19 protein-coding genes are annotated in these 25,168 nt (G+C 73.7%); 10 read left to right on the top strand and 9 right to left on the bottom strand.

The features are described 5' to 3' along the window. The 5 genes from MOPEL_RS06830 to MOPEL_RS06815 all read left to right on the top strand — a co-directional run. Positions 1 to 639, top strand: a 639-nt coding sequence (locus tag MOPEL_RS06830) for a DNA-3-methyladenine glycosylase I (protein ID WP_009482142.1), incomplete at its 5' end; no start/stop codon positions are given. Positions 640 to 801: 162 nt separating this feature from the next. Continuing rightward, positions 802 to 978, top strand: coding sequence for a hypothetical protein (locus MOPEL_RS17625; protein ID WP_009482141.1), 177 nt, complete (start codon positions 802 to 804; stop codon positions 976 to 978). A 176-nt stretch (positions 979 to 1,154) separates the two neighbouring features. Then, positions 1,155 to 3,677 (top strand): ATP-dependent helicase HrpB, encoded by a 2,523-nt coding sequence (gene hrpB / locus MOPEL_RS06825; protein WP_009482140.1) that lies wholly within the window; start codon positions 1,155 to 1,157, stop codon positions 3,675 to 3,677. A 101-nt stretch (positions 3,678 to 3,778) separates the two neighbouring features. Then, complete coding sequence (locus MOPEL_RS06820; protein ID WP_009482139.1) at positions 3,779 to 6,469, top strand: AMP-binding protein; 2,691 nt, start codon at positions 3,779 to 3,781, stop codon at positions 6,467 to 6,469. 31 nt (positions 6,470 to 6,500) lie between these two features. Then, positions 6,501 to 7,466, top strand: a complete 966-nt coding sequence (locus tag MOPEL_RS06815) for an alpha/beta hydrolase (protein WP_009482138.1) — start codon at positions 6,501 to 6,503, stop codon at positions 7,464 to 7,466. Positions 7,467 to 7,531: 65 nt separating this feature from the next. Here MOPEL_RS06815 and MOPEL_RS06810 read toward each other — a convergent pair whose 3' ends face one another. Further along, on the bottom strand, positions 7,532 to 9,391 hold the full coding sequence (locus MOPEL_RS06810; RefSeq protein ID WP_009482137.1) for a sugar phosphate isomerase/epimerase and 4-hydroxyphenylpyruvate domain-containing protein: 1,860 nt from the start codon (positions 9,389 to 9,391) through the stop codon (positions 7,532 to 7,534). Continuing rightward, positions 9,384 to 11,936 (bottom strand): AMP-binding protein, encoded by a 2,553-nt coding sequence (locus MOPEL_RS06805; protein WP_040633266.1) that lies wholly within the window; start codon positions 11,934 to 11,936, stop codon positions 9,384 to 9,386. The genes MOPEL_RS06810 and MOPEL_RS06805 overlap by 8 nt, the downstream gene beginning before the upstream one ends. Before the next feature lie 259 nt (positions 11,937 to 12,195). Between MOPEL_RS06805 and MOPEL_RS06800 the strand changes: the two genes are divergently transcribed. Then, positions 12,196 to 13,176: an alpha/beta hydrolase gene (locus tag MOPEL_RS06800; RefSeq protein WP_009482135.1), complete on the top strand. Its 981-nt coding sequence runs from the start codon at positions 12,196 to 12,198 to the stop codon at positions 13,174 to 13,176. Positions 13,177 to 13,334: 158 nt separating this feature from the next. Here the strand turns inward: MOPEL_RS06800 and MOPEL_RS06795 are convergent, their stop codons facing one another. Beyond that, positions 13,335 to 13,880: a YceI family protein gene (locus MOPEL_RS06795; RefSeq protein WP_009482134.1), complete on the bottom strand. Its 546-nt coding sequence runs from the start codon at positions 13,878 to 13,880 to the stop codon at positions 13,335 to 13,337. A 183-nt stretch (positions 13,881 to 14,063) separates the two neighbouring features. Between MOPEL_RS06795 and MOPEL_RS06790 the strand changes: the two genes are divergently transcribed. Continuing rightward, positions 14,064 to 14,783: a peptidylprolyl isomerase gene (locus MOPEL_RS06790; protein ID WP_009482133.1), complete on the top strand. Its 720-nt coding sequence runs from the start codon at positions 14,064 to 14,066 to the stop codon at positions 14,781 to 14,783. An 82-nt stretch (positions 14,784 to 14,865) separates the two neighbouring features. On the opposite strand, the gene MOPEL_RS06785 is transcribed toward MOPEL_RS06790, so the two are convergent. The 3 genes from MOPEL_RS06785 to MOPEL_RS06775 form a co-directional block, all read right to left on the bottom strand. Continuing rightward, entirely contained in the window at positions 14,866 to 15,918 is a 1,053-nt protein-coding gene (locus tag MOPEL_RS06785) for a DUF2332 domain-containing protein (protein ID WP_009482132.1), read from the bottom strand. A gap of 211 nt (positions 15,919 to 16,129) precedes the next feature. After that, a complete protein-coding gene (locus tag MOPEL_RS06780) occupies positions 16,130 to 17,554 on the bottom strand; it encodes an NAD(P)-binding protein (RefSeq protein ID WP_051992239.1) in 1,425 nt (474 codons plus the stop codon). A gap of 262 nt (positions 17,555 to 17,816) precedes the next feature. Beyond that, a complete protein-coding gene (locus MOPEL_RS06775; RefSeq protein ID WP_051992244.1) occupies positions 17,817 to 20,321 on the bottom strand; it encodes a glycogen/starch/alpha-glucan phosphorylase in 2,505 nt (834 codons plus the stop codon). A gap of 329 nt (positions 20,322 to 20,650) precedes the next feature. Here MOPEL_RS06775 and MOPEL_RS06770 point away from each other — a divergent pair, with 329 nt between their 5' ends. After that, a complete protein-coding gene (locus tag MOPEL_RS06770; RefSeq protein ID WP_040633265.1) occupies positions 20,651 to 21,211 on the top strand; it encodes an NUDIX hydrolase in 561 nt (186 codons plus the stop codon). 19 nt (positions 21,212 to 21,230) lie between these two features. Here MOPEL_RS06770 and MOPEL_RS06765 read toward each other — a convergent pair whose 3' ends face one another. From MOPEL_RS06765 to MOPEL_RS17620, 3 genes are all read right to left on the bottom strand, one after another. Then, positions 21,231 to 22,106 carry an alpha/beta fold hydrolase gene (locus MOPEL_RS06765; RefSeq protein ID WP_009482128.1) on the bottom strand — a complete coding sequence of 292 codons (876 nt, stop codon included), beginning with the start codon at positions 22,104 to 22,106 and terminating at the stop codon, positions 21,231 to 21,233. Between the two features lie 84 nt (positions 22,107 to 22,190). Further along, positions 22,191 to 22,655: an NUDIX domain-containing protein gene (locus MOPEL_RS06760; RefSeq protein WP_009482127.1), complete on the bottom strand. Its 465-nt coding sequence runs from the start codon at positions 22,653 to 22,655 to the stop codon at positions 22,191 to 22,193. An 84-nt stretch (positions 22,656 to 22,739) separates the two neighbouring features. Next, on the bottom strand, positions 22,740 to 22,889 hold the full coding sequence (locus tag MOPEL_RS17620; RefSeq protein ID WP_169316291.1) for a hypothetical protein: 150 nt from the start codon (positions 22,887 to 22,889) through the stop codon (positions 22,740 to 22,742). 272 nt (positions 22,890 to 23,161) lie between these two features. On the opposite strand from MOPEL_RS17620, the gene MOPEL_RS06755 reads away from it, so the two are divergent. Together MOPEL_RS06755 and MOPEL_RS06750 are read left to right on the top strand one after the other, a co-directional pair. Continuing rightward, positions 23,162 to 24,088 (top strand): alpha/beta fold hydrolase, encoded by a 927-nt coding sequence (locus MOPEL_RS06755; protein ID WP_009482126.1) that lies wholly within the window; start codon positions 23,162 to 23,164, stop codon positions 24,086 to 24,088. Further along, positions 24,085 to 25,062, top strand: coding sequence for an isoaspartyl peptidase/L-asparaginase family protein (locus tag MOPEL_RS06750; protein ID WP_009482125.1), 978 nt, complete (start codon positions 24,085 to 24,087; stop codon positions 25,060 to 25,062). Before MOPEL_RS06755 ends, MOPEL_RS06750 begins: the two co-directional genes overlap by 4 nt. Positions 25,063 to 25,168: the final 106 nt, after the last annotated feature.

Genomic DNA, 25,168 nt, shown 5'->3' with positions numbered 1-25,168 from the left:
AGCGGCGACACGAGTCACGACACGAGTCGCGACACGAGTCACGACACGGGTGGAGATCTCGTCGTCGGCGACGACGGTCTCGCCCGGCCGCGGTGGGCGACGACCGACCTACTCCTGCGCGAGTACTACGACACCGAGTGGGGCATGCCCGTGCGCGACGAGCAGGGCATGTTCGAGCGGATCAGCCTCGAGGCGTTCCAGTCCGGCCTGTCGTGGCTGACGATCCTCCGCAAGCGGGAGGCGTTCCGTGCCGCGTTCGCCGGGTTCGGCCCCGAGGCCGTCGCCGCGTTCGGGGAGGAGGACGTCGCGCGTCTCCTCACCGACCCCGGCATCGTCCGCAACCGGCGCAAGATCGAGGCGACGATCCGCAACGCCCGCGCCACGCTCGCGCTTCGTGCGGAGGGCGGGTTGGTGGAGTTCGTGTGGTCCTTCGGGCCCGCGCGGACGCCGGCGCCCCGGTCGATGGCGGACGTGCCCACCCGGTCGCCGGAGTCGACCGCGCTCGCCGCCGCACTCAAGGCCCGCGGGTTCGCCCACGTCGGCCCGACGACGATGTACGCCCTCATGGAGGCCGTCGGCATCGTCGACACCCACCTGCTCGGCTCCCACCGCCGTGGCACCTCCGGCGTCTGGACCTGACCCGCGAGGGGGGCTGTCACGTCGCGCATCGTCCTGCGAGAAAAGTTGAACGGACGACTCGGACAGGCGTCCGTCACGTCGATAGGACGGGGGACGGCGATCACGGGGATCACCGCCAGAGGCCACCGCCGCCGACGAGGTGTCGGTGGGGACAGGACGATCATGGACACCACGACGCGCAACACGATTCACACCACCGCGACGATCGCGCGCGGCGACGGCACGACCCTCACGATCTGCCCGACGGACGCGCCGGAGTGCACGGGCCGGCCGGCCGCGCCGGCCCGGGAGCGTCTCGCGGTCCGCCGTGGACTCGCGTGGGGGCCGCGCACGCGCTGACCGGCGTCTCTCGTGCGCCTCACCGCAGGGGGTGACGCGGTCCCCGGGGGCGAACGTCAGTGCGCCGCGGTGAGCGCCAGGAACGCAGGAACGACAGGACTCAGGGGGAGAGGGGCCCACGACGTCGGGAGACCGCGGTCGTGGGCCCCTCTCGTGTCCGCCGATACGCTGGCGCCGTGACCCGGCCGTTCGATCTCGCCCGCATCGGCGCCGGTCTGCCGTTCGCCGAGGCGCTGCCCGCGCTGCGCACGGCGCTCGGGCGGGGCGCCGTCGTCGTCGAGGCCCCTGCGGGCACTGGCAAGACGACGCTCGTGCCGCCCGCCGCCGCGAACGAGGTCCCGGGCCGCGTCGTGCTCACCCAGCCCCGCCGCATCGCCGCGGACGCCGCGGCCCGCCGACTCGCCACCCTCACCGGAACCGCCGTCGGCGACCTCGTCGGCGTGACGGTGCGGGGGCGGCACGACGTGGGGCCTCGGACGCGCATCGAGGTCGTCACACCGGGCGTGCTCCTGCGACGCCTCCTCGCCGACCCCGACCTGCCGGGCGTCGACGCCGTCGTCCTCGACGAGATCCACGAGCGGGGTCTCGACACCGACCTCCTCCTCGGGATGCTCGCCGAGGTCCGTGCCCTGCGGGAGGACCTCGTCCTCGTCGCGATGTCGGCGACGCTCGACGCACGCCGGTTCGCGACGCTCCTCGACGCCGAGGTGGTCCACGCCGACGGCGTCCTCCACCCGCTCGAGGTCGCCTGGGTGCCGCCGCCCGGCCCGTTTGCCGACGCGCGCGGCGTCACCCCCGAGTTCCTCGGCCACGTCGCGGCCGTCACCGCCGAGGCCGTCGGCCCGACCTCGTCGACGGGTGCGGCGGGGGCGGCGGACAGCATGAGGGCGCCCGGCCGCGACGCCCTCGTGTTCCTCCCCGGAGTGCGCGAGGTCGATCGCGTCGCGGGGATGCTCGCCGGTCGGGTGGGCGGCGCCGAGGTCCTCACCCTCCACGGCGGACTGCCCCTCGCCGAGCAGCACCGCGTCACCGGTGGGCGCGGCCCCGCCGATCCACCCCGCGTCGTCGTGACGACGGCGCTCGCGGAGTCGAGCCTCACCGTGCCGGGTGTCGGTCTCGTCGTCGATGCAGGTCTCTCTCGCGAACCCCGCCGCGACGCCGCGCGTGGCATGACCGGCCTCGTCACCGTGCGGTGCTCCCAGGACGCGGCGACCCAGCGTGCCGGTCGCGCGGCCCGTGAGGGGCCGGGGCGCGTCGTGCGGTGCTACGACGAACGCACGTGGGCCGCGATGCCCACGCACGTCACCCCGGAGGTCGCGAGCTCGGACCTCACCGGTGCCGCGTTGACGCTCGCCGTGTGGGGCGCTCCGGGCGGCGACGGACTCGCCCTGCCCGACCCGTTGCCGGAGGCGGCGCTCGCCGACGCCGTCGCGACCCTCGCCGACCTCGGCGCGGTCGACGGCGACGGCCGCGCCACCGACGTGGGGCGGCGTCTTGCCCTCGTCCCCGCCGACCCCCGTTGGGCGCGGGCGCTCCTCGACGGTGCCCGCCGGGTCGGGGTCGGGGCCGCCGCCGACGTCGTCGCGATGCTCGCCGACGACCACCGCCCCGAGGGCGCCGACCTCACCCGGCTCCTCACCGAGCTCCGCTCCGGGCGCCATCGCGGCTCCGGGCGGTGGCGGCAGGAGTCCGCCCGGCTGCATCGCGTCGCCACGGCGAGGCGGGGCGGGAAGTCGGACGGCCCGCCGCCGGAGAGGACGGTCGCGGGACCGGCCGCCCCGGGCGTCGTCGTCGCCCTCGCTCGACCGGAGTGGGTCGCACGCCGCCGCGGCGACTCCTACCTCCTCGCCGCCGGGACCCGCGCGTCCCTCCCGCCGCGCAGCCCGCTCGCCGGGCAGGAATGGCTCGCGATCGCCGACGTCTCGCGCGTCGCGGGCCGCGTCGCCGACGCGACCGGCGCCGTCGTCCGCGCGGCCGCACCGCTCACCGAGGAGGCCGCGATCGCCGCTGCCGCACCCCTGCTCCGCGAGGAGGAACGGTGCGTCCTCGACGACGGCCGGATCCTCGCGCGCCGCGTCCGCCGTCTCGGCGCGATCGAACTCACCGCCACCCCGACGACCCCCACCCCCGTGGCCACCGCCGACGCCTGGCGCGACGGGCTCGCCCGGGCGGGCCTCGGGGTCCTCCCCTGGACGCCCGCCGCGACGGCGCTGCGGCGTCGACTCGCGTTCTGCCGTCGCCACCTCGGCGACCCGTGGCCCGACGTCACCGACGACGCGCTCCTCGGCCGGCTCGCCGACTGGTTCGACCTCACCGCGACGCGGGTCGCCGACGTCGACCTCCACTCCGCGCTCCAGGCGCGCCTGCCCTGGCCCGAGGCCGCCGGGTTCGACGAGCTCGCCCCCGAGCGCCTCGTCGTCGCCGACGGCACCCGCGCCCGCGTCGAGTACCCCGAGGTCAACGACCCGGAGGGTCGCCCCGTCGTCGCCGTGCGGCTCCAGTCGTGCTTCGGGATGACCGAGACGCCCCGCCTCGCGGACGGCCGCGTCCCCGTCCTCTTCCACCTGCTCTCCCCGGCCCGCAGACCCCTCGCGGTGACCGACGACCTCGCCTCGTTCTGGGCCGGACCGTACGCCCAGGTACGCGCAGAGATGCGAGGCAGATATCCGAAACACCCTTGGCCCCAACGCCCTTCGTGACCTGCATCGCCGGGTCCAGTTGGACGGGCGTCCGGACGTGTCTGTGGGTGGTGGACCTGGGGATTACCTGCGGGCTATGTTCGTGGCCGGGGGTACACAACATGACGCACATCAGCAGGTCCGTGCGTCTGGCGCCGCTCACGGCGACGGACGCAACATCGGGGGTCGTCGACCGCTTCGCCACGGTGCTCGAGGCGCTGGCGGACGAGCCGGCGGTGATCGACGCCGACGGCACGTACACGTACACGAGACTCGCTGCGGAGGCCGCCTCCGTCCGCGCGTCCATCCTCGCCGGAACCTCGCCGGGGGAGCCGGTCGCCGTGCTCCATCCGCACCGGTGCACGGCGGTCGCGGCCATCCTCGGGGTCATCGCCTCGGGGCACCCGCTCCTCGTCCTCGACTACCGCACGCCCGCCCCGCGGTTGCAGCAGATGTGCGAGCGGGTCGACGCCCGCGCCGTCGTCGCCGCCGGCGACCTGCTCGACCTCGCGGCCGAGCTCGGCAGGCCGGTCATCGGGCCCGACGCGCTCACCGCGACCGACACCGCGACCCTGTTCGAGGGCCCCGTCGATCCGAACGGCACCGCGGTCCTCGCGTTCACGTCCGGCTCCACAGGCGTGCCCAAGGTGGTCCTCAACAGCGGCCGCATGCTCGTCTCCGACGCATGGCGCAACTCCGCGGCGACCGACTGCTACGACGCCGACGACGTCATCGCACACACCCTGCCCATGGCGTTCCACGCCGGGCTCATGGTCACCGTCGCCGGGCTCGTCGTCGGGTCGACGATGCGCCTCTTCGACACCCGCGCCCGCGGCATCGCCGGCCTCGCCCCGTGGATCGACCAGGTGGGCGCGACGATCATGCACACGAGCCCGGCGATCCTCCGCGCGTTCGTGAGCTCCGGGCCCACCCCGCAGCAGCTCACGACGCTGCGCACCGTGACGATCGCCGGTGAGCCGGCCCACGGCCGCGACGTCGAGCAGATCCGCCCGCTCCTCCCGCCGACGTGCCTCCTGCGCAACCGGTACGGCAGCTCCGAGACAGGCCTCATCGCCGAGTACGTCGTCGACGCCGACCACCCACCCCTGTCGGGTCCGCTGCCCGTCGGGCGCCCCGTGGGGAACACGGAGATCCGTTGCCTCGCCGAGGACGGCACGCCACTGGCCGCCGGTGAGTCCGGCATCGTCGCGGTCACCCGCGACGTCGTCGCGAACGGATACCTCGGCAACCCGGAGGCCACCGCGCTCGCGTTCTTCGACGAACCCGACGGCCGTCGCACGTACCGCACGAGCGATGTCGGCGAGGTCGACGACGAGGGGCTCCGCCTCCTCGGCCGTCGCGACCACTCGGTGAAGATCCGCGGTTACATGGTCGAGCCGGGCGAGGTCGACGCCGCGCTCTTCGCGCTGCCGGACGTCACCGAGGCGCTCACCGTCGGCGTCAAGTCCGACACGGGTGAGCGGTACCGGCTCGTCTCCTACGTCGTCTCGAGCGCCGACCGGCCCTCGGCCGCGGCCGTCCGCTCCGTCCTCCGCGAGCATCTGCCCGGACACCTCGTGCCCGAGGCGGTCGTCTTCCTCGACGCCCTGCCCCGCACCGAGCGCGGCAAGCTCGACCGCGCCGCGCTGCCCGCACCGCCGCCGCCCGACGTCGGCGAGCGGGTCCGGTCGGAGTGGGAGCGGCTCGTCGCCCAGGTGTGGGCGCGTGCCCTCGGTCTCGACGAGGTGGGCCGCGACGCCGACTTCTTCGCCCTCGGCGGCGACTCCCTCGCCGCGGAGGAGGTCACGGCCATGGTCGTCTCCGACCTCGGCATCGACCCGGGCGACGTCACCTCGGCGTTCCTCGTCCAGGCCCCCACCGTCGCGGAGTACGCGCGGCGTCTCAAGCGCAGGCCGGACCGGCGCCAGCAGATCCTCACCGTCCTGCGCCCCGGCCCGAACGAGGGCACCACGCAGGCGCGGCGCACGCCGCTGTTCCTCGTCGCGGGCGGTGGTGGACTCGGTCTCGGGTTCGTGCCCGTCGTGCGGCACCTGCCCGACGACCAGCCCGTCTACGCGTTCCACTCCTACGGGCTCGAGCGCAAGGCCGTGCCCGACTGGTCGGTGGAGGCCGCCGCCCGCCGCAACCTCCGCGAGCTGCGCCGCATCCAGGCCCACGGGCCGTACCGCGTCGCCGGCCACTCCTTCGGTGGTCTCGTCGCGCTCGAGATGTGTCAGCAGCTCCGCGCGGCGGGGGAGGAGGTCGAGATCCTCTTCGTCCTCGACTCGTTCCCGCCGGACCCGGCGCTCATCCCCGACGCGCCGACCGGGCGTTCGCTCGCCCGCCGGGCCCGTGACGTCGCCGGGCTCCTCGTCACCGGTCTCGTGCCCACGCCCGGGCTCGGCCAGTACTGGCGCTTCCACGAGCAGTCGCGGGTCCTCTCGAAGCGGTACCGCACGCCGCCGTACCCGGGCCGCACCGTCGTCCTCGTCGCCGAGAGCGAGGACAAGGAGGCCCGCGCGTCCTGGGACGCCCACCTCAGCGGTGAGTGGGTGCGGCTCGAGACGCCGGGCGACCACATCACGATGATGCGCGACCCGTACGCGGAGACCCTCGCCGATCACCTCACCCGGTGCCTCGCCGCGCTCGATGCCGGAGCGGGCCCGCCCCCCGCGCCGGGGGCCGGGCCCGACACCGGCGGCACGACCTCCTCGGGAGCGTCGCGGGTCTCCGAGGTCGGAGAGGCACCCGCGGACGATCTCACGCCCCTCCGCCGCGAGGCCGAGGTGTCGGCGGCACGGACGGTAGCCTGACCGGATGGCCCTCCCGCCACGGACGCGTGTCGTGTCTGCCGCCGCGCTCGCGACGCTCGTCGCCGCCGGTGGCGCGCTCGCGCCCCTCTCCTCCCCGCCCGTGGTGAGCGCCGCCGAGGTGCCGCCGCCGCAGCTCCCGCCGCTCGTGAGCCTCGACCTGCCCTACGTCTCCGACGGTGACCCGGCGCACCGGCTCGACGTGTTCGTGCCCGCCGGCACCTCGTCGCGGCCGCTCGTCGTGTTCGTCCACGGCGGGTCGTGGACGCACGGGTCGAAGGCGGAGATCCGCGGCGGTGCCGGACAGCGTGCCCAGGCCTTCCGCGACGTGCTCCTCGGGCACGGGTACGCCGTCGCATCGGTCGAGTACCGGTTCAGCCACGTCGCGCGCTTCCCCGCGCAGCTCCACGACGTCAAGGCCGCGGTGCGCTATCTGCGTGCCCGGTCGGCGGACCTCCAGCTCGACCCCACCCGGTTCGCCGTCGCAGGAGAGTCCGCGGGCGGGCACCTCGCCGACCTCGTCGGGTACACGGGACTCACGGCCGATCGCACGCTCGAGGGCGATCTCGGTGTCACCGGCGAGAGCAGCGCGGTATCGGCCGTCGTGAGCTACTACGGCGTCGCGGACCTCTCGAGGGTCGTGCCCGACAGGGTCGAGAAGGGGTGTGCGCGAGGCCAGACCGGCGCGACCTCCCCCGAGGGGCGTCTCGTCGGGGTCGACCCCCAGACCGCGCGTCGCGCCGACGTCGTACGCCGGGCGAACCCCGTCACCTACGTCGGGGTCACCTCACCGCCGACGATGCTCCTCCACGGCACGCGCGACTGCCTCGTGCCCGCCGCGCAGTCCACCCGCCTGTACCGGCTGCTGTGCAGCTTCGGCGTCCCGGCGGAATACATCACCCTCGACGCGCCCCACGGCGGTCCGTCCTTCCACACGACACCGCGCGTCACGGCCCGCGTCCTCGCCTTCCTCGACCGTCACCTGCGCGTCGAGCGCTGATCCCACCGATCCGAGACGGTGACGTCCGGCACCACGCTGCCGCATGCAGCCCCCTGCGGGCGGGGTCAGGCGCGGCGTGCCTGGGCGGCGAGACGCACGTGGGTGCCCGGGGCGCCGAAGCCCGCGTAGCCGTCGTCGCGCTGGAGCAGTTCGAGGTAGAACTGCCCGTTCATCACGGGTGTGTAGGCGTGGAGCATGCGGCCGTTCTCGTCCTCGTCGTACATGAGGTCGTGGGCGCGCAGGTGCGCGAGCAGCTCCTGGTCGAGGTCGAACCGTGCGAGGAGGTCGTCGTAGTAGTTCGCCGGGATCGGCAGGAACGACACTCCGGCCGCGCGGGCGTGGGCGACGGCGGCGGCGACGTCGGGGCAGGCGAACGCGATCTGGCCGACGCGGGGCGGCTCGGGGGCGTCGGAGACGGCGAGGACGACCCGCAGCCCGCCCGACTCCGGACGGAACGGCCGGCTCTGCAGGCGGCCGCTCGGCTGCATGAACTCGCTCTCGACACCACCACGGAGTCCGAACACCGAGCGGTAGAACGACTGCTCGGCCGGGTACATCGCGGCGGGGACCGTCGCCCCTACGTGGTCGATGCCGAGCCAGTCGCCGTGCGTGTGCTCCTCCGGGGTGCCGGGGTAGCCCTGCCGCCAGTCGTCGTCGGCGCCCTCGGGGCCGCTGAGGAAGACGTGGAGCCCGCTCGGGGTGTCGACCCCGGGGAGGGCGGCGGTGAAGCGGCCGCGACGGTAGGCGACGCTCGGCCACACGAGCGCCTCGGCGCGGGTCGCGACGTCACGGACCTCGGCGACGCGGAGCGCGAGGGCGCTGACGAACGGCCGGGGCCGCGACGGGCCGGGCACGGGCTGGGTCGTCACGCAGACGTGGGCGTCGCCGTTGCGCCACCACTGGACGGCGCGGGTCGCGTGCGTCGCGACGTGGGCGAAGCCGAGGGCCGACAGGAGCGCGGTGACGCTCGTCGCCGGGTCGTCGTCCGCGTGGTCGTCCGGGGAGACGGCGAACTCGACGAACTCGGCATCGACGCGGTCGGGCACGGGCGGCGGGTCGAAGAGGTCGACGACGGCGCGGACCGGCTCGCCCGCGGCGCGCTGGGCGTCGCGGCGGGCACGGAGCGCCTCCTCGAGGTGGAGGAGGGAACGCATCCCGTCGAGGGCGTTCATCCGCGGGTCGGCGACGCGGACGACGTCGGAGAACACCTCGAGCGACAGGGGCCCGCGGTAACCCGCGTCGACGACGGCACCGACGAGGCCGGCGACGTCGAGGTCGCCCTGCCCGGGGAAGCACCGGTGGTGGCGCGACCACGAGAGGACGTTCATGTCGAGGCGCGGGGCGTCGGCGATCTGGAGGAACCCGATGCGGGAGCCCGGCACGTCGGCGATCGCGCCCGCGTCGTCGCCGCGGGAGAGGACGTGGAAGCTGTCGACGGCAAGGAGGACGTTCGGGTGGTCGGCGCGGCGCACGGCCTCCCAGGAGTCGCCGACGCGGTCGACGTGGCGTCCCCACGCGAGGGCCTCGTAGGCGACGCGCACGCCGTGCTCGGCGGCGAGTTCGCCGACGGCATGGAGCTGTTCGGCGACGAGGTCGAGGTCGTCGACGGCATCGGGGCGGACGCTGGAGCAGGCGAGGGCGAGGTCGACACCCAGGCGCTCCATGATCGCGAACTTGTGGTGGAGGCGCCGGAGCACGCCGCCCATGTGTTCCGGCGGGAGGCCCTCGATGTCGCGGAGCGGCTGGAAGAGGTCGATCGTGAGCCCGAGGTCGGCGCAGCGGCGCGCGATCTCCGCGGGGTCGAGATCGCTCGCGACGAGGTCGTTGTCGAAGATCTCGACGCCGTCGAAGCGGGCCGCGGCAACCGCGGCGAGCTTCTCCTCGAGGGACCCCGACAGGGAGACCGTCGCGATCGACTTACGCACGCGACTCGCCCCCGGTGGGGTGGGTGTCGACGGCGGCGAGGGCGTCGTCGATCGCCGTGCGCAGGTGCGAGGCGACGGCGTCGACGTTCGGCGGCCGGAGCATCGTGAGCGGCCCACCCGGCACGTGGCGGTGGGTCGCGCCGGTGAGGATCTGCGCCCACGCCTCCTGCCCGGCGGCGCCGGGGCCGTCGGAGGCGGTGAGGACGAGCGTGCGTCCGCGGCGGGGTGCCGGGACGTACGCCGCGGCGAGGGCGTCGGCCTTGAGCTGCCACCGCCACGCCTCCGTGCCGCCGGTCGTGTCGCGCAGAGACGCCTGGAGGAGTCCGAGGTCGGCCTTGACGCGTCGCCAGCGGGGGCGGGAGTCGGGCCGCACGTGGCTCGGCGGGGTCGTGTCGAGGAGGGCGACGAACGGGACGGTCTGCCCGGCCTCCTCGGCGAGGCGCGCCATCTCGAGGGCGACGAGGCCGCCGAACCCGTGTCCGGCAAGGAACAGTGGGCCGGTCGTCACCTCACGGGCGGCGGCGAGGTGACGCCGCGCCGTCGCCGTGATCGAGACGTCCGGCAGGGCGCGCCCTTCGAGCGACGGCGACTGCAACGCGTGGACGGGCTGGTCGGCGCCGAGGCGCCGGGCGAGGGAACCGAGCGTGCGGCCGAGGCCACCCGCGCCGGCGGTGACGAAGAGCGGCGGGCGGGTGCCCGCGGCGTGGAGCGGCACCCGGCCGCCCCCGCCCCGGTGGCGGGGCTCGACGGCGGCGGCGAACTCCCGCAGTGTCGGGGCCTGGGCGATCGTGCTGCTCGACGCCTGCTCGCCGGGGACGCCGAGGTCGTCGCGGAGGCGGGTCATGAGTTCCTCGGCGGCGAGGGAGTCGCCGCCGAGGGCGAAGAAGTCGTCGTCGGGGCGGAGGTCGACGACGTCGAGGACGAGGGTCCACGCGTCGGCGACGAGTTGCTCCCAGTGGGTGAGGGGTTCATGGCCGCGGTCGCCGGAGGCGGGCAGCGGCAACGCGCGGCGGTCGATCTTGCCGCGGTCGGTGCGCGGCAGGGCGGAGAGCGCGACGACCTCCGCGGGGACCATGTGGCCGGGCAGGTGCTCCCGCAGGCGGGCGCGGACGGCGGCGGGGTCGCTCGCCGCCTCGCCGACGACGTACGCGAGGAGCCTCGTGCCGGAAGGGGACTCGTGACCGGTGACGACGCATTCGCGCACACCCGGCAGGGCGAGGGCGACGGCCTCGACCTCGCCCGGGTCGACGAGGTATCCCCGCACGGAGACCGCGTGGTCGCTGCGGCCGGTGAGGTCGATCGTGCCGTCGCGCAGGCGTCGGCCGAGGTCGCTCGTGCGGAACGTGCGGGTGCCGTCGCGGTTGTCGACGAAGGCCGGGTCGTCGTCGCGGCCGAGATAACCGAGGGCGACGTCGGGCGCGGTGACGACGATGGTGCCCTTCTCGTCGACGTCGGCGGAGCGGCCGTCCTCGCGGACGACGTCGACACGGTTCCAGCCCACCGCCCGCCCGACGGGCAACCGCCCGCTCGGGAAGTCGGTGACGACGTGCTCGGCGATGAGACCGACCTCGGACGCGCCGTACCGGTTGCGGACGACGCAGTGCGACCCGACGAGCTCGCGGGCCGCCTCGACGTCGCGGCCGTAGACGGACTCGCCGGCGACGGTGAGGCCCGACAGGCTCGTGAGGAGGTCGCGGTCCGGGTCGCTCGCGGCGAGGCCGCGGAGGATCGCCGGGCTCGTGACGAGCAGCGTCCCGCCGGAGTCGGCGACCGCACGGGGCAGCGTCGCCACCCCCAGCGAGCGGACGTCGAAGAGGCGCATGCCGCAGCCCACGAGCAGCGTGTGGACCGCCGTCGTCAGTCCGGCGTGGAACGGCAGCGGGAGGGTGTGGAGGACGATGTCGGTCTCGTCGTAGCAGCACGACGCGACGGCCGAGTTCCACGCGTCGCGCACGAGGAGGCGGTGGCTCCCGACGACGGGCTTGGACGCCCCGGTCGTGCCGGACGTGAACGCGACGACGGCGGGCGCCTCGGCGGGCGGCGGGTCGCGCCACAGAAGGGCCGGATCGGCCTCGTCCGTGCCGGTCGCGACGACGCCGTCGGGGCCGACGATCGCGGTCGCCGTCTCGAGCGAGCCCGGCCGGGCCGCGTCCGTGACGACGGCGCTTGCCCCGAGGCGTGCGAGGAGACGACGCTGCCACGGCACCGGGGTGCGGTCGTCGAGGACGACGACGGGATGCCCGGTCGAGAGCGTCGCGACGATGGCGACGACGCTCGCCGCGTCGTGGGCGCCGAGGACGGCCACCGGCGGTCGCGTGGTCGTGGTGTCCGTCGCCGCCGTCGCAGACCCGAGGTGGCGTTCGAGGTCGACGCGGACCTGTGCGGCCCGCGCGACGAGCTCGGCGAACGTCAGCGTCGTACGGCCGTCGTCGACGGCGACGTGCTCCGGCCGGGCCGAGACGACGTGCTCGAGTCGCGGCAGCACACCGGCGGCGACGTCGTCCTCCCCCAGCGGGCGCAACCCGTCCGCCCTCGTCGTCCCCACGGCCGGCCGTATGGTCGTTCCGTTCACGTGGATCCCCCAATCCCCTCGGCGGTCATCGTGACATGCCCGTAGGCGGGCGTCAGGTGACCACGTGTCCATGTGACGTGACCGACGAAGCATGACCGACGGGCGCGATCCGTGTGGGTCGTCCGGACGGATCGGGACAGGGGGGTCTGGCCACCCGGCGGGCGTCCCGCGTCGATGGGACAATCGGGGAGGAAGGGCCAGGCATGCGCCGTGGCGCGGCGAGAGGAACGTGATGATCGAGTCCCGGTTCACCACCCCCGACGGTGTCGACGTGGCCGTCCGTACGGCCCTCCCGCAGGGGGATCCTCGGGGCATCGTCCACGTCCTCCACGGGATGGCCGAACATGCCCGCCGATACGACCGGCTCGCAGGCGAACTCGCCGCGGCAGGGTACGTCGTCGTCGCGCACGACCACCGGGGCCACGGGCACACCTCGCCGGAATCCCTCGGGCACCTCGCCGACTCGGGCGGCTGGTCGCTGCTCGTCGAGGACGCGCGCGGCCTCGGCGCCGCGGCCCGCGCGGAGCACCCCGGCATCCCGTACGTCCTCCTCGGGCACAGCATGGGCTCGCTCGTCGCCCGCACCCTCGTGCTCGACCACTCCGAGGACGTCGATGGCCTCGTGCTCCTCGGCACCGCCGCCGACCCGGGGGCGCTCACCCGCCTCGGCGGTCTCGGGCTCGCCCGCCTACTCACGCGCGTGCAGGGTCCGCGCCGGCCCAGCCGGATCATGGACAGGCTCACGTTCGGCTCGTTCAACGCCCCCTTCGAGGGGCGCACCCGGTTCGACTGGATCTCCGCCGACCCCGACGCCGTCGACGACTACGTCGCCGATCCTCTGTGCGGATTCGTTTGCAGCAACAGGTTCTTCGTCGACCTGCTCACCGGTACCGGCGAGGTGAACGACCGGCGCCGCGTCGCGGGGATCCGCCCCGGCCTGCCCGTCCTCCTCGCCTCCGGTGACCAGGACCCCGTGGGCGACCGTGGCGCGGGCGTGAGCGACACCGCGGCGGCGTACCGACGGGTCGGGCTCCGCGACGTCACGATCCGGCTCTACCCGGGCGCGCGGCACGACCTCCTCGCGGGCGCCGAGCACGAGGAACTCGTCGCCGAGCTCCTCGCCTGGCTCGACACCCACGTGCCGCCGACGCCCTCCTCGCCGATCGCCCCCGTCATCCCGCTGCGCCGGGAGCGCGACGACACCGACGACTGACGAGCACGACACGGCACGGCGGCACACGCGGCCACCGGCCCCGCCGGGGCGCGTCTCCGACACCGCGTCGGCGGCTCCCGCCTCACCGGCACGTCGCGCATACGACGACGCCGCCGGGATCGGGTGATCCGGCGGCGGCGTCGTGTGGGTGGGAGGGCTCAGGCGTCCTTCACCGCGGAGATCTCGAACTCGAGGCGGATCTTCTCGCCGACGAGGACACCGCCGGTCTCGAGGGCGGCGTTGAAGGTGAGGCCGAAGTCCTTGCGGTCGATGGTGGTCGACCCCTCGAAGCCGATGCGCTCGTTGCCGAAGGGGTCCTGCGCCCGACCACCGAACTCGAAGTCGATCGTCACGGGCTTCGTCACGTCCTTGATCGTGAGGTCGCCGGTGACGCGGAGGGTCTCGTCGTCGGCCGCGACGACCTCCGTCGAGCGGAACGTGAGGGTGGAGAACTTCTCGGCGTCGAAGAAGTCCGCGGAGCGGAGGTGGGCGTCACGGTCCGCGTTGCGGGTGTCGATGCTCGCCATCTGCGCGGTGAGCTCGACGGCGGCGTCCTGGAGGCCGGCGCCGGTGCGGGCGGTGCCGGTGAACTCGTCGATGCTGCCGCGGACCTTCGTGATCATCGCGTGCCGGGCGACGAAGCCGAGGCGGGAGTGGGCGGGGTCGATCGTGTACGTGCCCTGGAGGTCGGTGAGGGTCGTCATGGGGGTGTCCTTCCGCGTTTTGGTGATGCGTCACCTATAAGCCTAGTCGTCTATCAGTGATGCGTCAACCACCCCCGCGACGGGGTGGGATCGGGCGGCGCGGCCCCCCTTCCCCTCCCGGACGGTGGCGCAGGCTCCGCCTGTCGCCCGGGCGTGCGTCTCGGGGTCTCGTAGAGTCGACGCATGTCCGGAACTCCTGCACGCACAACCCTGTTCGCGACGACGCTCGCCGGATGCCTCCTCCTCGGCGCGTGCGGCGCGTCGACGCCCGCCGACGAGGCGGCATCGAAAGCCGGCGCCACCGCGACGTCCGAGGCAGCCCCGTCCAGTGCGGAGCAGCCCTCCCGCAGTGTCGCCGCGGACTGCCCGCCCACCGAGGGCGCGGCACAGCGCACGACGTCGTTCGCGGCCCCGCCCGCGATGTGCCTCGACCCGAAGCGCGACTACACGGCCACCGTGACGACCGATCTCGGCCCGTTCACGATCGACCTCCTCGAGGACCAGGCGCCGAAGACGGTGAACAACTTCGTCTTCCTCGCCCGCCACAAGTTCTACGACGGCGTCGTCTTCCACCGCGTCATCCCCGGGTTCATGAACCAGACCGGCGACCCGCAAGGCACCGGCATGGGCGGGCCCGGTTACGAGTTCGAGGACGAACTCCCGAAGAAGGGCGCCTACGAGGTGGGCTCGGTCGCGATGGCCAACGCCGGCCCGAACACGAACGGCAGCCAGTTCTTCACCGTGACCGGCCAGTCCGGCGTCGACCTGCCGCCCCAGTACAGCCTGTTCGGCAAGGTCACCGACGGGATGGACGTGCTCCGAAAGATCGAGGCCGACGGCACCCCGTCGGGAGAGCCCACGACCCAGCACCGCATCGAGAAGGTGACGATCACCGAGAAGTGACGGACGCCCTCACGGGTGTCGACGCCGCCGTGACCTGCCGCCGCGAGGCGGTCGGGTCCGGCGGCGTCGTCGTGTCCCGTCCCTACCCGGCGGGGTGCGCGGCTCGGTCGAGCCAGGTGAGCGAGCGGCCGTGGCCGTGCGTCCACGCGAGGGCCGTGCCGTCGAGGCCGAGGACGAACGTCGGGTGATCCTCCGGGATCGTCGGCCCCGTGGCGGTGATGCTGGGGACGACGTTCTTGCCCTCGTTGCTCACCCACCGGCATCGGTCGTGGGCGACGCGATCCGTCATCGCGTCGACGAACCGTTCGCGGTCGTCGGGCTCCAGGTAGGCGACGACGGCGGTGTGGAAGACGACGACCTCCCCGTGCTCGGCCGCCTCGTCGATGAGGTCGTCGAGGTCAGAGGTGAGGATGTCGCCCCGCCGCAACACGGGCGGGTCCTCCCGCACGACGTCGAGGGCGGTGCGAAGGCGTTCGCGCCGCGCCTCCTGCTCGGGCCACACGAGGGTCTCGAGCCACGAGGTCGCATCGTCGTCGGCGGCGTCGACCGGGGCGAGGTCGAGCCCGCCGCGCCACGCGACGGGGACCCCCGACGTGGGCGGGACGAACGACCCCTTGGCGCGGCACGTGAGTTCCGTCGCGGGGGAGTCGGCGGCGCCGGCAGGTCTCCACGTCACGGGCGTCTTCTCGGGGCCGACGAGGTAGCGGTAGGCGTACCGGTCGGGGTAGAGGCACGCCCCGGCGCTGGCACCCGCCTCGACGAGGGCGAGGGGGCGCCCCGACTCGGCGACGATGCGCGCGAACACCGTTGACAGGGTGGCGAGTCGGCCGACCTCGTTGGTCTGTGTGGAGCGGGCGAGGATCGTCGCGGTGATGCCCTGCGGGTCCTCGGGGTCGTCGGCGAGGAGTGTCTCCCGGAGCGCCTCGTAGGGGCCGGGGGCGGGCACGCCGTGCCAGCGTGCGGCGGCGAACACGATGTTCGGTTGCTGCTTGATCGGCGGGAGGCGCCCGACCCAGGCGAGGACCTCGTCGTCGCCCGCCACCCGCGTCGCCCAGGCGGTGAAGCACGGGGAGTCCCGCCGGGCATGGGCCGCGAAGTCCTCGTACTGCGCCACGACGTCGTCGAACAGCTTCATGGGCGCAGGCTATCGGCGCGACGACAGGTGAACGCCGCTCCGACTCCTGCGTCCTCGGGGCCGCATCGGTCGGCCGCCCCTTCCGGCATACAGCGATGGGGCGAGCAGTCGGGTCGGACCCGGAGGTGTCGTGACGTTGCCGGTCACAGGGACGATGGCCTCTGTCGCCACGACGTTCCGCTCATCGTTGTATGACGGAGGGCCGCCGCCCTCATGCCTCCCGGTCGGCCGGGGTGGGTGGGCCACCGGGGCGGCCGAGGGCGACGAGGTCGAGGAGTTCGGACCACGCCTCGATCTTCGTGCGGTCCCGTCCACGGCCGGAGCCGCGGTCGGCCTCGGCGGCCTCGATGCGGCGCCAGTCGTCGTACGTCGTCGGGTGCAGGCCCCGGTCGGCGAGGTGGGTGTCGAGGTCGAGGAGCGTCCGGTCCTCCGACGTGCCGCCCCCGGCGGCGAGGTCGTCGAGGAGGAGACGCACGGTCTCGGCGGCGTCGGACTTGTTCGTGCCGATGACCCCGAGCGGCCCGCGCTTGATCCACCCGACGACGTACTCGCGCGGCAGGACGTCACCGTCCTCGGTCGTCACGCGTCCCTCACGGTTGGGGATGACGCCGCGTTCGAGGTCGAACGGCACCCCGGGAAGCGGCACTCCGCGGTACCCGATCGCCCGGAGCACGAGCTGCGCGTCGAGCGTCGAGGTCTCACCCGTCCCCACGACCCGGCCCGCGTCGTCGAGAGCGGTGCGTTCGAGGACGACCCCGTGCACCCGGTCCTCGCCCTCGATCGCGACGGGGCGCCGCCAGAACAGGAAGTGCAGCCGGCACCGCGACTCGGGCACGACCCGCGCGGCGGCCTCGGCCAGCACGTCGACGTTGGCGCGGGTGCGGCGGTCGAGGTCCGCGTCGTCGATGCCCTCGAACGCCCCGGCGTCGACGGTGATCTGCACCCCGTCGAGCGAGCACAGCTCTCGGAGTTCCTTCGTCGTGAAGCTCGCGTGGTGCGGTCCCCGCCGCCCCACGACCCACACGTCACCGACGGTGTGTGCGGCGAGGACGTCGAGCACGGATTGCGGCATGTCGGTGCGTTCCAGCTCCGCGGGGTCGCGGGTGAGGATGCGGGCGACGTCCGCCGCGACGTTGCCGACGCCCACCGCGACGGCCGAGGTCACGCCGCGCAGGTCCTGGGGTGTCGCGTCGGGGTGGCCGCTGTACCAGGCGACGAACTCCCGCGCCGACCTGCTCCCGGGCAGCGACTCCCCGGGCACGTTCATGCGGGTGTCCTCGCTCGCCCCGGCCGCATAGATCACCGCGTCGTAGGCGGCGAGGAATTCCTCGCGCGTGACGTCCTCGCCGAACTGCACGAGCCCGCGGAACCGCAGTCGCGGCGAGTCGAAGACCCGCGCGAGGGCCTGGGCGACCGACTTGATCGACTGGTGGTCGGGCGCCACCCCGTACCGCACGAGCCCGAACGGTGTCGGCAGCCGGTCGAACACGTCGACCTCCACCGGCACGTCCTCCTGCCCGAGGAGTGCCTGGGCGGCGAACAGCCCCGAGGGTCCTGCCCCGACGACGGCGACGCGTCGACGTCGCGTAGGGGCGGTGGCATCTCGGGCCGGGCGTGGGGCGAGGTCGTCTGCCATGAACGCACCCTATGCGGGTCGGTTGAACGGACGGGGTTCGTGCGCAGACCCGTTCGGGGGTCGCCGGGCGGTTCCGGCCGGAGCCGTCTCGGCGGCTCGTCCCGGCGAGACGGCGGGCGTCCGGCGCCGCGCGCACGATCACCCCCGGTGGGTCCGCATCCACGACCCCCCTCGCCCGGCCCCGACCACGTCGCTCGCTCCGCGTCCCCGCCGACTCTCGTCGCGGAGCCCACGCGCCCCTCGGCGTGGCCGTGCCGGAGTCTCAGCTGCGGGCCGAGACGTTCCAGATGCGGTCGAGGTAGTCGCGCATGGACCGGTCGGAGGAGAAGAACCCGGAGCGGGCGACGTTGAGGATCGCCGAACGGGTCCACGCCTCGGTGTCGGCGTACGTCGCCTCGACCTTCTCCTGTGCCTCGACGTAGGCGTCGAAGTCGGCGAGGGCCATGAACCGGTCGCTCGAGAGGAGGTCGTCGACGACCGCCGCGGCGCGGCTCGGATCGCCGCCGGTGGCTTCGCCGCTCGCGAGGAAGTCGATCGCGCTCTTGAGCCGCGGGCTGGAGGCGTACACGTCGCCGGGTACATAGCCCTTCGCCTGGAGCTCGGCGACACGCGGCTCGGTCATGCCGAAGAGGAAGAAGTTGTCGTCGCCGACGAGCTGACGGATCTCGACGTTCGCGCCGTCGTCGGTGCCGATCGTCAGCGCGCCGTTGAGGGCGAACTTCATGTTGCCCGTGCCCGAGGCCTCCTTGCCGGCGAGGCTGATCTGCTCGGAGAGGTCGGCCGCGGGGATGAGCGTCTCGGCGAGGGTGACGTTGTAGTTCGCCGGGAACGCGATGGCGAGACGCCCGGCGACCCGCTCGTCGGCGTCGATCGTCGCGGCGACCGCGTTGATGAGCGCGATCGTCTCCTTCGCCATGAAGTAGCCCGGCGCGGCCTTCGCGCCGAACACGACCGTGCGCGGTGTGGTCGACTCCGGGTCGACCTCATCGGAGAGGAGCCGCTGGTACAGCGAGACGACGTGGAGGAGTTTGAGGCTCTGCCGCTTGTACTCGTGGAGCCGCTTGACCATGACGTCGAGGAGGTGCCCCTCGGGGAGGTCGATGCCGTCGCGGTGGTGGAGGAGTTGACGCAGACGCTCCTTGTTGCCCGCCTTGACCGCGCGGAACCGCTCACGGAACGCGGCGTCGTCGGCGAACGGCTCGAGCTCGCGCAGACGCTCGAGGTCGGTGAGCCACCCCTCGCCGATCGCCTCCGTGACGAGCTCCGACATGCCGGGGTTGGCGATGCGGACGAAGCGGCGCGGCGTCACCCCGTTCGTGACGTTCGTGAACTTGTCGGGCCACATCTCCGAGAAGTCGGGGAGGACCTTGTCGCGCAGGAGCTGGCTGTGCAGCTCGGCGACGCCGTTGACCTTCGTCGCGGCGACCGTGGCGAGGTGCGCCATGCGGATCGCCCGGACCGGGTTCTCCTGGACCATCGACATGCGGCGGGCCCGCACCTCGTCGCCGTCGAACTGCTCGCGGACCCGGGCGAGGAAGTCCTCGTTGAGGCGGTAGACGATCTCGAGGTGCCGTGGGAGCAGGCGGCCGAGGAGGTCGACCGGCCACACCTCCAGGGCCTCCGGAAGCAGCGTGTGGCATGTGTAGTCGAAGCACTGCTTCGTGACGTCCCACGCCTCGTCCCACTCGAAGTCGTGCTCGTCGACGAGGATCCGCATGAGCTCGGGGATCGCGATGACGGGGTGGGTGTCGTTGAGCTGGAAGGCGATCCGCTCGGGCAGCCGGTGCAGGTCGAAGTCCGCCGGGAGGGTGTGGCGGATGAAGTCCTTGATCGAGGCGGCGACGAAGAAGTACTGCTGCTGGAGGCGCAGCTCGCGCCCCTGCGGCGTGGAGTCCTCGGGGTAGAGGACCTTCGTGATGTTCTCCGCGAACGTCTGCGCGCGCACGGCCTCGGCGTAGTCGCCCTGGTTGAAGAGCTGGAGGTCGAACGCGTTCGTCGCCTTCGCGCTCCACAGGCGCAGGGTGTTGACGACGCCGTTGCGATAGCCCGGCACGAGGAGGTGGTAAGGCACCGCCTGCACGTCCCACGCAGGCACCCAGCGGGTGCGCTCGCGGCCGTCGTCGCCCGTGTACCGCTCGGTGTGGCCACCGAAGTCGATCTGCACGGCGCGGTCGGGCTGCGGGAACTCCCACGGGGAGCCGAGCGCGAGCCAGCTGTCCGGCACCTCGACCTGGCGGCCGTCCTCGAACGTCTGCTTGAAGATGCCGTACTCGTAGCGGATGCCGTACCCGATGCAGGAGACGTCCATCGTCGCGAGGGAGTCGACGAAGCAGGCCGCGAGACGACCGAGGCCACCGTTGCCGAGGCCCGGCTCGATCTCCTGGGAGCGGAGGAGGTCGACGTCGAGGCCGCACTCCTTCATCGCCTCGCGGGCGATGTCCTCGAGGCCGGCCGCGAGCAGGGCGTTGTCGAGCTGACGCCCGAGGAGGTACTCCGCCGACAGGTAACCGATGACCTTGTCGCCCGCGTCGCGGCGCCGCTTGCCCGTCCGGATCCACCCCTGCATGAGGTAATGACGGACCGTGCGGGCGAGCGCGAGGTACTGGTCGTTGAGCGTCGAGCGCGAGAGCGGCACGCCCTGCGTGTAGTTGAGCTCACGCAGGAACTGGCGGACGAACCCGTCGACGTCGCGGGCCGGACCCACGGCGGGGGTGAGGGCGCGCTCGTGCGTCGGCTCGAACTGGGGTCCGGTGACGGACGTGGCCATCTCCGGGGTCTCGCCCACGGTGCGTGAGTCGTCGTGGAAGTCGGTCTCGTGGGTCACGTCGTCTCCGATGGGTCGGCGGGTCGTGCGGTGGTCATCGTGCGGGGGTCGTCGTGCGGGGGTCGTCATGCGGCAGGAGGTGGCCCGGGGTGGCGGCGGCCTCGTGACGAACTCCCTTCCGAGGTTAGCCGATCGACGGGGTGGGGCCCTCCGGGGATGGAGGTGGCCCCGGCGCCCGGACCGCCGCTGACCTGCGCCGATGGGTCCATGCGCGAGGGGTGGGTGCCCGCGGTCCGTCGTCGCGCACCGGACCGTCTGGCATCGTGGGCCCGGTGACGAGCCCCCTACGCGCCGACATCACGGCCACCCTCACGAGCTGGTCCGCGCCCGACGCCGACCAGGACGCGCTGCGACACGCCTACCTCGCCTTCCTCGCCGCCCGGCCGGACGCCCCGAGCCGCACGTGCGCTCCCGGGCACGTCACGGCCTCGGTCGTCGTGCTCTCGGCCGACCGCACCCGCACGCTCCTCACCCTCCACCCCCGTGTCGGGCGATGGCTGCAGCTCGGCGGACACGTCGAGGAGGGCGACGCCTCCCTCGCCGACGCGGCGAGGCGAGAGGCACGCGAAGAGGGCGGGTTCGACGTCGACCTCGACCCGATACCCGTCGACCTCCACTGCCACCCGATCGTCTGCAAGGGCTACACGGAGCCGACCCGCCACCTCGACGTGCGCTACGTCGCGCTCGCCCCCGAGGGGGCCCTGGAGGCGAGGTCGGAGGAGTCGACCGACCTGCGCTGGTTCGACGTCGACGCCCTCCCCGACCTCCCGGCCGAGGTGGAAAACCTCGTGCGCCGGGCGGTGGAGAGGGCGTCGGACGTGACGGGTCGCTGAGGAGGCGACGCGCTGCGGGTCAGGCGGGGTGCCGGCGGATCATCTCCGCGACGGCGGCCGCGAGCGCCTCGCCGTCGAGCGCCTCGACCTTGGGGCCGCCGGGCACGACACGGATCTCCCGGTCGTCACGGCCCGCGGTGTACTCGCGGAGCGTCTCGATCTCGACGTCCGTCGTCGCCTCGTCGGAGGCGAGGATCCATACGGGCCCGTCGTAGGTGTCGAGGAGATCGAGTCCCTGGGGTTGCGTCTCGATGTAACGCACGATGTCGTCCATCGCCTGCCGACCGGGGAGCCGACGCCATCCCTCCGGCGTCGTCTCGATCTGACGCCGGTAGAAGTCGCGGTACTGGTCCACGCCGATGCGGTGCGCGACCCAGTCGCCGTGCGCCCGCGCGACGATCTTCTCGAGGTGGGGCTCGAACTCGTCGGCGGCGCCGGTGGCGAACAGGCCGAACCGTTCGTCCCACACGTCGAAGGTCTCCGGGCCCACCTGCTCGGCCCACTCCGTGCGGGCCTCTTCACCACGGCGGACGCTCGCCAAAGCGAGCATCCCGAGCGTCGGCGCGTCGAGACCCGCCATGCGGTCCGGATCGAGGGCGAGCATCTCGTCCTGCTCGACGAGGACGTAGGGGCGGTGCAGCCCGAGTTCACGCGCGACCCCCACGACGTCCCCGACGAGACGTTCCGGGCGGTCGACGGGCAGGCGCGAGAGGCCGTGAGCCCGCAGGTCGACGGCGACGACGTGGCCGATACCGGCCAGGTCGGCCGCGACCGGCGCCCACACCTGAGCGTTGGAGGCGAGCTGGTGGATGAGGAGGATGTCGGGGCCGGTGCCGCCGTAATCGATCGTGGCGTACCGGTCTCCGTCCACCTCCACCGCGATGTCACATGTCATCTCGAACGTCCTCTCGGGGCGGGGTGCGACGAAAGTCTCGTCCTCGTCGTCATCGGGCGCCACGGGGCCGACGTGAGGACTCCGTCAGCGTGTGACGCCCGAGACACGCCGCCCGTTCTCGAGATAGACGCACGAATCGGACTTCAACGCCTTTTTCACCCGGCGTCGGACCGGTGGGCGCAGCAGCTCCAGGGCGCCGGGTACGCTCACGAACCGGTGTTCGCTGATCTCGTACTCCTGCAGGCGGATCCCCGCGACCTGCTCGGCCGAGAGGGTGCCACAGTCGAAGAGGAACCGCAGTCCCAGCTTCGCGCCCTTCTTCGCCGGTCGGGTGTCGACGCAGGCGAGCCGCCCGGTGCTCACCTCGATGCCGGTCTCCTCGGCGACTTCGCGTCGACACGCCTCCCACGGCGTCTCCCCGTCGGCCTCCATCACCCCGCCGGGCAGCGTCCACCCCGACTTGTACGTCGGTTTGAGCACGAGCAGGCGACCCCTCTCGTCGAAGAGGATCGCCCCCGCCGACACGGGGATCTCGGGAAGCGCGAACATGGCGGCAGGCTAGTGGACGCCACCTGCGCCCGCGCGGGCGGTGAGGCCCCGTGACCGCCGTCTCAGCGCCGTCCTGCCAGGTCGTCACGAGTCCGTCCTTCGCGCCGAACCGCAGCAGTGCCGCTCGACGACGTTGCGCAACTCGTCGGCCCGGGCCGCGGGGCACGTGAGGGTGGCGACGAGTTCGGTGTCCGTCGCAGTGAGGACGACCCGCTCCCCGGCGCCGAACGGCACGGATCCCTGACCCGTGGGCTCGCCACTCCTCGGTCGCCTTCCGGCCGAGGTGTGAGACGAGCTGACGCCCCCGGCGTGCGGCGCGATCGGCGGGGGCCCGGCCGACGAGGGTGACGGGGAAACGACGACCCACCATCCCGGCGAGCGCGTCACGGGCCTCGAGGAACGGAGCGAGGGCGACCATGCCCCCAGGGGTGCCCCACCCATCCGGGCCGTGCGCGAGGCCCGGGGCGGAAAGCCCGGTTCCGGCCCCGATGGGGGAGGATGTCGACATGCGAGACGTCCACGTCGACACCCCGAACGGCCGGTACGCGGTCATCCACTTCCAGGAGGAGGACGAGAGCGTCGCCCCCCACGGCGCCGATCGGCGACCCGATGTCGTCCTCCTCCACCAGATCGCCTCGACCGCCGAGGTGTGGGGCACCCTCGGCCCCGCCCTCGCGGCGTTCTCCCGACCCCTCGCCGTCGACCTCTGCGGTCACGGTCGCACCCGTGCCGTCGAGGAGACCCTCGACCACCTCACCGCCGACCTGCCCGCCGTGCTCGACGCCCTCGACGTGCACGACCCCATCCTCGTCCTCGAGAGCGAGGAGCTCCTCCCGCTGTTCGACGACCTGGCCGGGGCCCTCGGTGCGTCGGGCGTCCTGGTCGTCGGACCGTTCACGTGGAAGCGCGGGCAGGCCGCCGCCGCCGAGTACGACGAGGTCCTCGGCGCCGACACGATCGACGAGTGGGACGCCCGCAACGAGATCTTCGCGACCGGCACCGAGGCGGACCGTGAGGAGTTCGTCGAACGTCGCGCGGCGCGCGCCGCCACCGACTGGGTCAACGAGGACATCCCGCTCGACCAGCTCCGCGCCTACATCGCCCGGCAGCTGTGCGACACCGAGGACGGCTGGGAGCGCCTCCCGCGCCGCCCCCTCGTCGAGCAGGCCCTCGCCCGCATCGGCCGCGGGCCCTTCGGTCTCGACCTCTACGACCACGTCGACGTGCCCGTGTGGCTCGCCGTCGGCGGCCACGGTCTCGAGCACGCCGAGGTCGACGACCTCGCCGCCTGGGCTGCCTCCACCCCCGACCGGCGGGCCGCGTTCCTCCCCGGCCACGTCCCGCCCGACTCCTTCGAGCCCGGGTCCCTCGCCGACCTCGTCCGGCAACTCGTCGAGGCCGTCGTCCCGAGCCGGCAGGAGGCACTCCGATGACCGACGCGACCCCGCCCCCCGGCGCCCCGGGCGCACCCCGCGCCACGCACGACGGCGAACGCCCCTGCCCGCCGGTCGACCTCGTCGAGGTCCCCGCCTGGGGGCCGTACGCGCTCGCGATCCACGGCGGGGCCGGGCCCCGCGCCACGCCGCTCACCGCAGAGGAGACCGAGGAACGCGAGGGGGCCCTCCGCCGGGCGCTCCGGGCCGGTGCCGACGTCCTCGCCGCCGACGGCGAGGCGATCGACGCCGTCGCCGCCGCCGTCGTCGTCCTCGAGGACTGCGCGTTCTTCAACGCCGGCCGCGGCGCCGCGCTCACCACCGACGGCGTCGCCGAGCTCGACGCGTGCGTCATGCGCGGCGACCGCGCCGCCGGCGCGATCACCGCCGCGGGCCACGCCCGCAACCCCGTCCGTGCGGCGCGGGCCGTCATGGACCACACCCCCCACGTCCTCCTCGTCGACCCCTCGCCCGACCGGCTCGAGACGTGGGGATGCGAGCTCGCCGACCAGGACTGGTTCCGTGTCCCCCGCCAGGAACGCGCCCTCGCGCGCCTCCTCGAGGAACGCCGCCACGGCACCGTCGGCGCCGTCGCCCGCGACGTCCACGGCCACGTCGCCGCGGCGACGTCGACCGGTGGCATCACCGGGCAGCTCCCCGGCCGCGTCGGCGACACCCCGCTCGTCGGCGCCGGCACCTTCGCCGACGACGCCCACGTCGCGATCTCCGGCACCGGCACCGGCGAGTTCTTCGTCCGCGGCGTCCTCGCCCACGACCTCTACGCCCGGATGCGGTACGCCGGGGCCGACCTCGCCACCGCCGCCCGCGGCGTCCTCGACGACCATCTCGGCCGCCGCGGCGCCGACGGCGGTCTCGTCGCCGTCACCCCCGACGGCGACGTCGTCCTCGCCTGGGACTCCGGTGCGATGTACCGCGGCTGGCTCACCGCCGACGGGCCCGTCGCCCACGCCTGACCGGGGCGTCGGCCACGTCCGGCCGGGGTGCCCGGACGGGCCTCGCGCACGGAGGAGAGGCAGCCGGCCGCCCCGGCCACCCTCCGAGGCGTCGCCGACGATGCCT

The sequence above is a fragment of the Mobilicoccus pelagius NBRC 104925 genome, assembly GCF_000247995.1.
Lineage (GTDB): Bacteria > Actinomycetota > Actinomycetes > Actinomycetales > Dermatophilaceae > Mobilicoccus > Mobilicoccus pelagius.
The sequence above is the reverse complement of the archived record's forward strand: the minus strand, read 5'-3'. Positions and strand labels throughout refer to the sequence as shown.